The sequence below is a fragment of the Aquabacterium sp. genome (assembly GCF_029946005.1).
Taxonomy (GTDB): Bacteria; Pseudomonadota; Gammaproteobacteria; order Burkholderiales; family Burkholderiaceae_C; genus Aquabacterium.
The window spans coordinates 51,823-64,165 of the sequence record NZ_JAQSDR010000001.1; the positions used below are offsets into that span (position 1 = coordinate 51,823).

At 64.1% G+C, this 12,343-nt stretch carries 9 protein-coding genes; 6 read left to right on the plus strand and 3 right to left on the minus strand.

The annotated features are described in order from the left end of the window. Genes pyrF through PSV38_RS00265 form a run of 4 tightly spaced genes read left to right on the plus strand, consistent with a single transcriptional unit; the run spans position 1 to position 4,091 of the window. A complete protein-coding gene (gene pyrF, locus PSV38_RS00250) occupies positions 1-840 on the plus strand; it encodes an orotidine-5'-phosphate decarboxylase (protein ID WP_300543486.1) in 840 nt (279 codons plus the stop codon). Continuing rightward, positions 840-1,997: an ABC transporter permease gene (locus tag PSV38_RS00255; RefSeq protein ID WP_300543488.1), complete on the plus strand. Its 1,158-nt coding sequence runs from the start codon at positions 840-842 to the stop codon at positions 1,995-1,997. The genes pyrF and PSV38_RS00255 overlap by 1 nt, the downstream gene beginning before the upstream one ends. Beyond that, the gene (locus tag PSV38_RS00260; RefSeq protein ID WP_300543490.1) at positions 1,987-3,162 is read left to right on the plus strand and encodes an ABC transporter permease; all 1,176 of its coding nucleotides are present in this window, start codon (positions 1,987-1,989) and stop codon (positions 3,160-3,162) included. Before PSV38_RS00255 ends, PSV38_RS00260 begins: the two co-directional genes overlap by 11 nt. A 35-nt stretch (positions 3,163-3,197) precedes the next feature. Beyond that, positions 3,198-4,091, plus strand: coding sequence for a fumarylacetoacetate hydrolase family protein (locus tag PSV38_RS00265; protein WP_300543492.1), 894 nt, complete (start codon positions 3,198-3,200; stop codon positions 4,089-4,091). A gap of 10 nt (positions 4,092-4,101) precedes the next feature. Here PSV38_RS00265 and PSV38_RS00270 read toward each other — a convergent pair whose 3' ends face one another. Next, the gene (locus PSV38_RS00270) at positions 4,102-4,713 is read right to left on the minus strand and encodes a TetR/AcrR family transcriptional regulator (protein WP_300543494.1); all 612 of its coding nucleotides are present in this window, start codon (positions 4,711-4,713) and stop codon (positions 4,102-4,104) included. A gap of 123 nt (positions 4,714-4,836) precedes the next feature. Between PSV38_RS00270 and PSV38_RS00275 the strand changes: the two genes are divergently transcribed. Together PSV38_RS00275 and uvrA are read left to right on the plus strand one after the other, a co-directional pair. Then, a complete protein-coding gene (locus PSV38_RS00275) occupies positions 4,837-5,832 on the plus strand; it encodes an alpha/beta hydrolase (protein WP_300543496.1) in 996 nt (331 codons plus the stop codon). A gap of 57 nt (positions 5,833-5,889) precedes the next feature. Then, on the plus strand, positions 5,890-8,787 hold the full coding sequence (gene uvrA, locus PSV38_RS00280; RefSeq protein WP_300543498.1) for an excinuclease ABC subunit UvrA: 2,898 nt from the start codon (positions 5,890-5,892) through the stop codon (positions 8,785-8,787). On the opposite strand, the gene PSV38_RS00285 is transcribed toward uvrA, so the two are convergent. Both PSV38_RS00285 and PSV38_RS00290 read right to left on the minus strand, forming a co-directional pair. Beyond that, the gene (locus PSV38_RS00285) at positions 8,777-10,363 is read right to left on the minus strand and encodes a DUF1501 domain-containing protein (protein WP_300543500.1); all 1,587 of its coding nucleotides are present in this window, start codon (positions 10,361-10,363) and stop codon (positions 8,777-8,779) included. The two genes, uvrA and PSV38_RS00285, sit on opposite strands and share 11 nt — an antisense overlap. A 13-nt stretch (positions 10,364-10,376) precedes the next feature. Next, a complete protein-coding gene (locus PSV38_RS00290) occupies positions 10,377-12,173 on the minus strand; it encodes a DUF1800 domain-containing protein (RefSeq protein ID WP_300543502.1) in 1,797 nt (598 codons plus the stop codon). Between the last annotated feature and the right edge of the window lie 170 nt (positions 12,174-12,343).

The following is a 12,343-nucleotide window of genomic DNA, read 5'->3' on the forward strand; positions in this document are numbered from 1 at the left end:
ATGAACTTCACCGACCAACTCCAGCACGCCCAACGCCAAAACGACTCCATGCTTTGCGTGGGCTTGGACCCGGAACCTTCGCGGTTCCCGGGCGTCTGGAAGGATCAACCAGCGCGCATCTACGATTTTTGCGCCGCGATCGTTGATGCCACCAAAGACCTGGTCTGCGCCTTCAAACCGCAGATCGCCTACTTTGCCGCGCACCGTGCCGAAGACCAGCTTGAGCGCCTGATGGCACACATCAAGCGCGTGGCGCCCCAGGTGCCCATCATTCTGGACGCCAAACGCGGCGACATCGGCAGCACGGCCGAGCAGTACGCCCGCGAAGCTTTCGAGCGCTACCAGGCCGATGCCGTCACCCTGTCGCCCTTCATGGGCTTCGACTCGGTCGAGCCCTACCTGCGTTATCCCGGCAAGGGCGTGATCCTGCTGTGCCGCACGTCTAACCCAGGGGGCTCTGATCTGCAGAACCAGCGCCTGGCCGATGTGCCCCGTCAGCCTCGCGTGTATGAACACCTTGCCGCCTTGGCGCAAGGCCCGTGGAACACCAATGGCCAGGTTGCGCTGGTGGTGGGCGCAACCTTCCCCGAAGAGATTGCCCGGGTGCGCGAGCTGGCCCCGACCTTGCCTTTGCTGATCCCCGGTGTGGGCGCCCAAGGCGGTGATGCGGCGGCCACGGTGAAAGCCGGGCGGCGCGTGGCGGCCGACGGCAGCGTGACGGGCGCGATCATCGTCAACAGTTCGCGCGCGGTGTTGTACGCCAGCGCCGGCGATGACTTCGCCAGTGCAGCGCGGCGTGTGGCGCTGGACACCAGGCAGGCCTTGAACGCCGCACGCTGATGTTCATCTTCAGGCTGTTGCTCAAGAATGCCTTCAGGCATCGCTTGCGCACAGCGCTGACGATGGTGGGGCTGGTGGTGGCCATCAGCGCCTTTGGCCTGCTGCGCACCATCGTCGATGCCTGGTACGCGGGTGTGGATGCCTCTTCCAGCGCACGCCTGGTCACGCGCAGTTCGATCTCGCTGACCTTCCCCCTGCCTTTGAACTATGCCGAACAGATCCGGGTGGTGGAGGGCGTGAAGGGCGTCTCGTGGGCCAACTGGTTTGGGGGTGTCTACATCCGAGAGCGCAACTTCTTCGTGCAGTTCGCGGTCGACCCGCCCAGCTACCTGGCGCTGTACCCCGAGTTCGTGCTGAACGAAGACGACAAGCAAGCCTTCTTTCGGGATCGCCAGGGTTGCATCGTGGGCCGCAAGCTGGCGCAAAAGTATGGCTGGAAGCTGGGCGACACCATTGCTTTGCGCGGCACCATCTACCCGGGCAACTGGCGCTTCACCATCCGCGGCATCTACGAAGGCATTGACGCCAAGACCGACGAGCAGCAGATGTTGTTCCACTGGAAGCGCCTGGCCGAGAGCATCCGCGCCCGCGCGGGCCGCAACGCCGATTTCGTGGGCGTGTACATGGTCGGCCTGCGCGATGCGAACCAGGCGGCCGAGGTGGCGCAGCGCATTGATGCGCTGTTCAAGAACTCGCTGGCCGAGACCTTGAGCGAGACCGAGAAGGCGTTTCAACTGAGCTTCGTGTCGATGAGCGAAGCCATCCTGGTCGCGGTGCAGGCGGTCAGTTTCATCATCATCGTGATCATCATGGTGGTGATGGCCAACACCATGACCATGACCGCGCGCGAGCGCCTGGCCGAGTACGCCACGATGAAGGCGCTGGGCTTCGCGCCTGGCTTCATCAGCAAGTTGTTGCTGGGCGAAAGCCTGCTGATCGCCTTGATCGGCGGGGGCATCGGGGTGGCCTTGACCTTCCCGCTGGCCAAGGCGTTCGGCGGCAATCTGGCAACCTTGTTCCCGGTCTTCCAGGTGTCGGGCACGACGGTGATGTACCAGGTGCTGGCCTGTGTGGTGGTGGGCGGCGTGGCCGCGGCCTGGCCAGCCTGGAAGATGTCCCGCATCGAGATTGTGCAGGGCTTGAGCCATGTGGCCTGAGTTGCTGCCGTTTTCCTACATCGCGCGCAACCTGTGGGTGCGGCGGGTGACCACCATGCTCACGGCGGGCGGCATGGCCCTGGTGGTCTACGTGTTCGCCACCGTGTTGATGATGGGCGAGGGCATCCGGGCCACGCTGGTGGCCACGGGGCGGCCGGACAACGTGATGGTGTTGCGCAAAGGCGCGGGGGCCGAGATCAATTCCAGCATCTCGCGCGGGCAGGCGGCCATCATCGAATCCCTGCCGGGCCTGGCGAACAATGGGCAGGGCGGCAAGCTGGTCTCGCGTGAGCCCGTGGTGCTGAACACCTTGCCCAAGCGGGCTTCGGGCAAACCCAGCAATATCACGGTGCGCGGCACCTCGGCCACCGGCCTGGCTTTGCGGCCGCAAGTGCGCTTCATCAAAGGCCGCATGTTTCGCCCGGGCACCAGTGAGATCGTGGCGGGGCAGTCAGTGGCCCGTGGTTTTGTGGGCGCGGGCCTGGGCGAAACCTTGAAGTTCGCCGGGCGCGAGTGGCTGGTGGTCGGCGTTTTCGATGCCAACCGCAGCGGCTTCGATTCCGAAATCTGGGGTGACAGCGAACAGATGATGCAGGCCTTTCGCCGGTCCAACTACTCCAGCGTGATCTTCCGGTTGAACGACCCAGGCACCTTCGAGCCAACCCGGGCCGCCCTGGAAGACGACCCGCGCCTGACCCTGGAGGCCAAGCCCGAGGTGCAGTTCTACGCCGAGCAGTCCGAGTTGCTGTCCACCTTCATCCGCCTGCTGGGCTTGTCGCTGTCCATCATCTTTTCGATCGGGGCCATCGTGGGCGCGATGATCACGATGTTCGCCACGGTGGCCGCGCGCGTGGGCGAGATCGGCACCTTGCGGGCTTTGGGCTTTCGGCGCAACGCGGTGCTGATGAGCTTTCTGACCGAGTCTTTGCTGTTGTCGCTGGTGGGCGGCGTGATGGGCCTGGGCGCGGCCTCGTTGATGCAGGCGGTGAACATTTCCACCGTCAATTTCAAGACCTTTTCAGAGCTGGCGTTTCAGTTCAGACTGACGCCCATGATTGCCCTGCAAAGCCTGCTGTTCGCCCTGGCGATGGGGCTGCTGGGCGGTTTCATCCCGGCCTGGCGGGCGGCGCGCCTGAAGATCGTGGATTGTTTGCGCGAGGCTTGACGGCCCGCGCGCTTCTCTTCAACAAGGAAAGCACTGTGCAAGTTTGTACGTTTCAAACCGGCGACGAGCCGGAGGTGGGTCTGGTCCACGAGGAGTGGATCCTGCCCGTGCAGCGCGCACTGCCTGAGCTGCTGCGGCCCCATGAGCCGATGCTGGACCTGATCACGCGTTGGGACAGCGTCAAGCCAGCCCTGCAAGCACTGCTGAACGACCCGGCCCCCGCCGAGAAGCTGCGCCGCGAAACCGTGCGCCTGCTGGCGCCGGTGCCGCGCCCGGGCAAGGTGCTGGGCATCGGCTTGAATTACCTGGACCACATCAACGAGAAGATCATTGGTGAGGTGCGCACGGCGCCCGAGCACCAGGTCTGGTTCAGCAAGGCGACCACGGCGGTCAATGGCCCTTTTGACCCCATCGTGCTGCCGCCCGAGTCCGTGTCCACCATGACGGATTACGAGGCCGAGCTGGTCGTCATCATCGGGCGGCGCTGCAAGCGAGTCACGCCGGAGCAGGCACCGGCTTTCGTCTTCGGCTACTGCGTGGGTAACGACGTGTCGGTGCGTGACTGGCAGAAGCGCACTTCGCAGTGGACCTTGGGCAAGGGCTTCGACACGCACGCGCCCTTTGGCCCCTGGATCACCACGGCGGACGAGGTGCCCGATCCGCACGCTTTGGGCCTCCGTGGCTTGGTGAACGGCGAGGAGCGCCAGAGCAGCAACACCAGCTTGATGATCTTCAAGATTTGGGACCAGATCTCAGTGCTGAGCCAGGCCATGACGCTCGAGCCCGGCGATGTGATCTACACCGGCACCTGCAGCGGCGTGGGCGCAGGCATGACGCCGCCTCGGTTCTTGCGCCTGGGTGACCACGTCCGCATCGAGATCGACCAGTTGGGCGCGATCGAGTCGCGCTGCATCGCCGACCTGGTTTGACCTGAATGCTTCAGTCCGGCTCGGGGTTCAGCGACATCAGCACCGCCTGCACGAAAGCGATGACGGTGGGTGCCAGCTTGGTAAGTTGGTGTGCCTGGTCTTGCTCGATCGCATGCAGGATCAACTCATTGATGCCGCCCACCACGGCCATGGCCATCTCGGGCGAGAGGGCGCGCTTGCCAGGCTCTTTGGCACGCGAAAGCTCCACCTGCATTTGCAGGAAATCGGCGAAGCGCTGCTGGATTTGGCGCCGTGTGCTCAAGCCGGCTGGCCCGATGCCCAGCAGTTCAATGAACAGCGTGCGGATCAACACGGGCTCGGCCTGCAGGCTGGCCAGGTAGGCGTGGGTGACGTGGCTGAGCTGCTCGACCCAGTCGGCCTGGGGATCGAAGCCCAGCGCGATGATGCCCAAGGTGCGTTGGCTCAGGGTTTCGCACAGCGCGACCAGGCATTCGTCCTTGCTGCTGAATTGTTCGTAGAAGGTGCGCTTGGAGACGTGGGCTTGCGCCACCAGGTCCGCGATCGTGGTGTCGGCATACGACTGGCGGGTCAAGGTGGTGGCCAGCGCGTCGATGAGGCGCGCGCGGTGGTCTACAGTCTCGGTCGGGTCGGAGGAAGTCATTGTCGTCAATGGTACTTGACAGTACCGCTTGGCATTTGCTAAGGTTGCAACTTGCTGGTACCAATTGGTACCAAGTCATGAAAATCACTAAAACAACGGTCTGGTACCGAGGAAACAACCATCATGCAGTCCCACCTCAAACGTTGGTGCTCGCCCCTGCTCGCGGGCGTTCTGTCGCTGGCTTTCGGCGCGTCGGCCCAAGCAGCCCCGGCCGCCCAGCCCGCTTTGCCCTACACCGTGGTCAACGCCAGCTTCGCCTGCCAGACGGCCACCTGCGATGCCGAGATGTGGCTGCCCAAGGGCGTGAGCAAGCCGCCCGTCATCATCATGGCCCACGGCTTCGGTGGCTTGAAGGATTGGGGTTTGCAGCCCTATGCTGAGCGCTTTGTGAAGGCTGGCTTCGCGGTGATGCGTTTCGACTACCGCGGCTTCGGCAAGAGTGGCGGCCAGCCGCGCCGGGTGGTTGATGGCCCGGAGCACGTCAAGGATTGGTTGTCGGCCATCGAGTCGGTGCGCCTGCGGGGCGATGTTGATGGCAGCCGATCGGGCCTGTGGGGCTCATCCTTCAGCGGCGGGCACGTGTTGGTGGCCGCGGCGCAAAGCCGTGGCGTGGTCAAGGCAGTCAGTTCGCAGGTGCCTTTCGTCAATGGCTTGCAAAGCGCTTTGACCTACCCGCTGAAATACCAACCGCGCGCTGCGTGGGATGGCCTGCGCGACTTGTTGCGTGGCGACAAGTCGGAGCCCATTTACATTCCCACCGTCTCTCAAGATGGCTTTGCCGCACTGGTTTGCCCCGAGTGCGTCAAGGGATACCAGATGATCGTGCCCGCCGACCAGATGGCCAGCGAGAACAAAGTGGCGGCGCGCATCTTGATGACCTTGCCTTTTTACAAACCGGCCTCCAGCGCCGCGCACATTTCCGCCCCGGTTCTGGTGGTGGCGGCCGAGAACGACGGCCTGATCCCCGTTCAAGGCGTGCGCGACATGGTCAAAGAGTTGCCAAATGGCGAATACCTGGAGCTGAAAGGCGCGGATCACTTCTCGCCCTATACCGGGCCACTTTTCGACCAGGTGGTCAGTCGGCAGACGGCGTTCTTCCTGAAGAACCTGGGCAAGTAAGCACCGCAGGCTGAGGCGCCGTATGATGTTCGGTTGCCCAGCCTTGCACCGCGTCCGATGCCTTCCCGTTCTGATTTGCCCGTTCGCCCCAATGTTCCGCTGATCCAGGTGCGGGGGGCGCGCACCCACAACCTCAAGAACATCGACCTGGACATTCCCCGGCACCAGCTGGTGGTGATCACCGGCCTGTCGGGTTCCGGCAAATCCAGCCTGGCGTTCGACACCCTGTACGCCGAAGGCCAGCGCCGCTACGTCGAAAGCCTGAGCGCCTACGCCCGCCAGTTTTTGCAACTGATGGACAAGCCCGATGTGGACGTGATCGAGGGCCTGTCGCCCGCCATCAGCATCGAGCAAAAGGCCACCAGCCACAACCCGCGTTCCACCGTGGGCACGGTCACCGAAATCCACGATTACCTGCGCCTGCTGTACGCCCGCGCTGGCACCCCCTTCTGCCCGGACCACGACTTGCCGCTGCGCGCCCAGAGCGTCAGCCAGATGGTGGATGCCGTGCTGGCCATGCCCGAAGACACCAAGCTGATGATCCTGGCGCCCGTCATGCGAGACCGCAAGGGCGAGCACACCGAGCTGTTCTTGCAGATGCAATCTGAAGGCTATGTGCGCTTTCGCATTGACGGCAAGGTCATTGAAGCCGCCGACCTGCCCGAGCTAAAGAAGAACGAGAAGCACGATGTGGACGTGGTGGTCGACCGCCTGAAGGTGCGGCCCGACATGACGCAGCGCCTGGCCGAGAGCTTCGAGGCCGCCATGCGCCTGGCCGATGGCCGCGCCATCGCCTACGAGATGGACACGGGCAATGAGCACGTGTACTCGTCCAAGTTCGCCTGCCCGGTGTGCAGCTACTCGCTGTCCGAGTTGGAGCCGCGCCTCTTCTCTTTCAACTCGCCCGTGGGTGCCTGCCCCACTTGCGATGGCCTGGGGCACGTCATCGCGTTTGATCCTGTGCGCGTGGTGGCCTTCCCCAGCCTGAGTCTGGGCAGCGGCGCCATCAAGGGCTGGGACCGCCGCAACCCCTACACCTACTCGATGATCGAGACGCTGGGCAAGCACTACAAGGTCGACATCGACCTTCCCTTTGAAGAACTGCCCGCCAACGTTCAACAGGTGCTGCTTTATGGCTCGGGCGATGAAGAGATCGAGTTCGTCTACGAGGCCGATGGCACGGCGGGCAAGAAGCGCCGCGTCAAGCGCAGCCATCCTTTCGAAGGCATCCTGCGCAACTTCGAGCGGCGCTTCAAAGAGACCGATTCATCGGCCGTGCGCGAAGAGTTGTCGCGCTACCAGCAGCCCAAGGCCTGCCCCGATTGCGATGGCACGCGCCTGCGCCGCGAAGCACGCCATGTGTTCTTGCACGATGCCAAGAGCGGTGACAAGCGCGCCATCTACCAAGTCGCCCACGCCACGCTGGCCGAAGCCCAACGCTACTTCGAAGGCTTGAGCTTGATCGGCGCCAAGGCCGAGATCGCCGACAAGGTGGTCAGCGAGATCCGCTCGCGCCTGCGCTTTTTGAATGACGTGGGCCTGACCTACCTGAGCCTGGACCGCAGCTCCGACACCCTCAGTGGCGGCGAGGCCCAGCGCATCCGCCTGGCCAGCCAGATCGGCTCGGGCCTGACCGGCGTGATGTATGTGCTGGATGAGCCCAGCATCGGGCTGCACCAGCGCGACAACGACCGCCTGATCGGCACTTTGAGGCACCTGCGCAACCTGGGCAACAGCGTGATCGTGGTCGAGCACGACGAGGACATGATCCGCGCCGCCGACTACGTGATCGACATGGGCCCAGGGGCGGGCGTGCATGGTGGCCACGTCATCACCCAAGGCACGGCGGCGGAAGTGGCCCGGCATCCCGACAGCCTCACCGGACAATACCTGGCGCGCGCGCTGCGCATTGCCGTGCCGCCCAAACGCTTGCCCTTTACCGACGAGACCGCCCGTTTGCGCGTGGTCAATGCGCGCGGCCACAACCTCAAGGGCGTGACGGTGGAGATCCCGGTGGGCTTGTTCACCTGTGTGACGGGCGTGTCGGGCTCCGGCAAGAGCACCCTGGTCAATGAAACGCTGTACGCGTCGGTGTCCCGCAAGCTGTACCACAGCCACCTGGAGCCTGCCGCGCACGACGAGATCGAAGGCCTGGAGCTGTTCGACAAGGTCATCAACGTTGACCAGTCGCCCATCGGCCGCACACCGCGCAGCAACCCCGCCACTTACACCGGCCTGTTCACACCCATCCGCGAGTTGATGGCCGATGTGCCTTCAGCCCGAGAGCGCGGCTATGGCGCGGGCCGCTTCTCCTTCAACGTGGCTGGCGGCCGCTGCGAAGCCTGCCAGGGCGATGGCGTGCTCAAGGTCGAGATGCACTTCCTGCCCGATGTGTATGTGCCTTGCGACGTGTGCCACGGCAAGCGCTACAACCGCGAAACGCTGGAGGTTTTGTACAAGGGCAAGAACATCCACCAGGTGCTGGACCTGACGGTCGAGGCCGCGCTGGAGTTCTTCAGCGCCGTGCCCACACTGGCCCGCAAGCTGCAAACGCTGATGGACGTGGGCCTGGGCTACATCCGTTTGGGCCAAAGCGCGACCACCTTGTCAGGCGGTGAAGCGCAACGCGTCAAGCTGGCGCTTGAATTGAGCAAGCGCGACACCGGCCGCACGCTCTACATCCTGGACGAACCGACCACCGGCCTGCACTTCCACGACATCGCGCTCTTGCTCAAGGTGCTGCACCAGTTGCGCGATGCGGGCAACACCATTGTGGTCATCGAACACAACCTCGACGTCATCAAGACGGCCGATTGGCTGATCGACATGGGCCCCGAAGGCGGCTCGGGTGGCGGCACCCTCGTGGTGGCGGGCACGCCCGAGACCGTGGCCGAGCACGCCGGTAGCCACACCGGCCATTACCTCAAGGCGCTGCTGGACGAAGTCAGCCCATGAAGCCCACGTTGTGGGTTGAGCTGTCGAAGTTGTGCAGGTTGGGCAGGATGCTGGCCAGGTCCGTGTTCGACACGCCCATCCACTTGCCCAGCGTGTAGGCGTACTGGTCCACCGAGGTGGTGGGCAGCAGGGCGCCATTGCCCAGCTGGTCCTGGCTGGCAAACACGCCATTGGCGTTCGCGGTGCTGTACTGCGGGAAGGTGCCGTAAACCTCGCCGCCTTGCACCGCACCACCCATGATCAGGTGGTGGGCACCCCAGCCATGGTCTGTGCCATCGCCGTTGTTGGTGAAGCTGCGGCCAAAGTCCGAGGCCGTGAAAGTGGTGACCTGTGAGCGCATGTCGCCACCCGGCATCTCGCCCAACACGCTGTCGAAATAAGCCAGCGCGTGGTCCAGTTGCAGCATCCGCTCGTTGTGCTCGGTGTTCTGCGAAGCATGGGTGTCAAAGCTGCCCAGGTTCACCATGAACACTTGCCTGCGGATTCCAAAGTTGCCTTGCCGGTTTGCGTTAATGATGCGGGCAATCATCTGCAGTTGCAACGCCAAGCCATTGGTGGCCTGTGCGCCATTTGTGTTGGTGTACTTCAGCATCGGGTCGGCCCACACCGACGATGCGCCCGAGGTGCCCCACGGCGCGAGTGCGCTGGAGGGCAAGGCCCCCGCCATCAGGTTGCTGGCCTGGATGGCCCGCGTGACCACTTGCTGGTGGGCCTGTGTGAACAGGTTGCTGCTGGTCGATGCGTTCATCACCGACTTGACTGCGGTGTACAAGTCGGCATTGCCCAGCACGCGTTGGTTGTTGCCCAGGCCAGGAATGCTGGCCAGGCCCACCGGGTATTGGCGCACTGACCGGCCACTCAGCCAGGTGCTGGCTTGGCCGGGCGTGATGCATGTGAACGAGCGCCTGATGATGTCGGCACTGGCGCCGGTGCCACTGCCGTTGCCGCTCATCAGCAAGTCGCCGATGCGACCGCCCCAGCCTTCGCTGGCACCTTCTGGCGAAAAAGACATCCAGGTGGATTGCTGGTCGTTGTGCGAGAACAGCTTGGCTGGCTTGGCAAAGCTGTCCAGGGCGTAATTGGCCTTGGTGGTGGGCCGGATCAGCGGGCCCGCGTTGGCCATCACCGCCAGCCGGTTCGAGCCATACAACTGCTGACTGCGCACCAGCGAAGGGTGCAGTGCGAACTGCCGACCGGCGTGGACCGAGCGGCCCGAGTGCGCGATCGGCAGCGCGCCGCCCAGGCGTGCGGGAGAGCCCGCCGCAGCCCCCGGGTTGGCGGCGGTGCCCGGACGCAACAAGGCAATCGAGGTGCTGCTGTCGGTGGCATCGCGCGAATGCGGGTCGCGGTGGTTCACATAGTGGCTCCACGAATCCGTGTCGGTGGCCAGCACGGTGTTGTAGGCGTCATTGCCGCCATGAAGGAAGATGCACACCAGGGCCTGGTAGCCGCCATTGGCGGACTGGGCAGAGGCCTGTCCCATGGTGGCCAGGCTCAAGCCCAGGGGGCCAGCAGCACCCAGGGTGGAGAAGGTGGCGGCTTGGCGCAGGAAGCTGCGGCGGCTGGTCAAACTCATGTCGAAATCTTCTTCACTGTTGGACGATGAACTGAGGCGACACCGCGACCATCAGGATCGCGGAGGCCACTCGGCGGCGTCGGTCGGCGGCGGTGGCGTTGGGCATCTTGCCCACGCCGGTCAGCATCAGCGCGTTGAGTTCGCTGGAGGCCGGGCCACCCAGCAGCCTTTGCGCCACGGCCGTGGCCAGTTGCTGCGGCGCGGCGGCGGTGGGCTTGTCCACCAGCGTGTCGAAGCTGCTCAGGTCAAAGCGCATGTCGATGCGCTGGGTCTGGCTGTTGGTGCGGCCCCAGCCGTAATCCAGCATCTGGATCACGTAGTTGGCGTAGCCCAGCACCGAGGTTTCGTTGGTGATCTGCATTTCTGGTGCCACCAGATCCTGGTTTCCCAAGTCGGTCTGTGGTGGCTTGTAGCCGGGTCGGAAGAAGTTGAACACCGAGGGCGCGCGCATGGGCGTTTGGCCCAGCTCGCTCAACGTGTCGTCGGTGCTGGCGGCCAGGTAGAAGGGCACGCGGTTGCCGGTCCGTGCGGCGCTGTAAGCGTCTGAGGTGTGAGGAATGGCCCGCAGCAAATGCATCACGCGTACCAGCGGCTCGCGCACCTTGCCGAAGCTGGCAGTCTCGCGCAGGTCTATGTCGCGGGCCTCGGCGTCCAGCAACACGGCCTTGACTGTGGCCTTGATGTTGCCGTTGGACGCGCGGAAAGCGGCGGTCACGCGCTGCACATAGCTGGGGCTGGGGTTGCTGGTCACCAAGCGCTGAATCAACTGCTTGGCAAAAAATGGCGCGGCGTTGGGGTGATTGGCCAGCCGGTCCAGTGCGGCCACGAGGCTGGCTTGAGGATTGGGCGTGGTCTGGGCCGGTACGGTCACGCCCAGAAAGCGCTTCTCGCTGATCGAATGCTCTTGCGTGTACGACGACATGGCCGTGATGCTTTGGCTGGCATCCGTGCATTGGTCGCCGCGCCAGAAGCACTGCCACCACACCACCGAGGCCTTGGCCGCGGGCCTGAACCAGCTCCAACCCGTGAAGACCTTGGCCAGACCCTTGACGTCATCGGCGGTGTAGGTTTCCTGGGGCAGACCGTTGATCAGCTTGGGGGTGCCATCGTCGTTCAGCTCGACCAGGCCGATCGAGAACAGCTGCATCACCTCGCGCGCGAAGTTCTCATCGGCGATGCGGCCCGTGTTGGTGTCTTCCTTGCGGTTGCCCCGGTGCGACAGGAAGGCGCCCATGGCAGGGTGCAAGGCCACGCCTTCCAGCAGATCTCGGTAGTTGCCATCGACCTTGTTGGTCAGCATGTCCATGTAGCTGGCGACCATGCGACCTTCGCCGTTCAGGTCGGCGTTGTTGGTGGAGACCACGAAGATCTCGGATAAGGCAAAGGCCACGCGCTGGCGCAACTGAGCCGGGTCGGTGACTGCGTGCGTCCACCAGCTGTAGACCACGTCGTCCACGCGGGGCTGGTCGGTGCCTTGCGCGGCTGACGAGGCCTCAACCGTGGCCAGATGACTGTTCTGAAGCGGGCTGGCCCATTGTTCGTCGATCCAGCGTTCGTAGCCAATCGTCTTCACGCGGGTGAGGTCCGCCGTGGTAGGGCCAAACGTGGCCTGCGTCAGAAAGCGATGTGCTTCGGCGTCGTTGGCCGGGGCGGCGCTCACCGACTGCAGGTTGCTGGAGCCCGCACTGCCCGTGCTGCTGGAGGCGCTGTCACCACCACCGCCGCCACCGCACCCCACCAAGCAGGCCGCGCTGAACACCATCACCAGCCCTGCTTTGGACAGGGCAACTTCTAACTTCGACCGCAACATGAACGCACTCGCACTGAGAACCTTGACTCAGAGATGTCGGCATCTGAAACCTGGGCTTGAGCCGTGTTCCCGGATGGACGATCTTTGAAACGAGTTCGCAAGGTGCCATGCACCCCCGCTCGCAGGGGATGCAAGATGCCTCAGTTGTAAGGGGGCGAAACGCCAGGCTC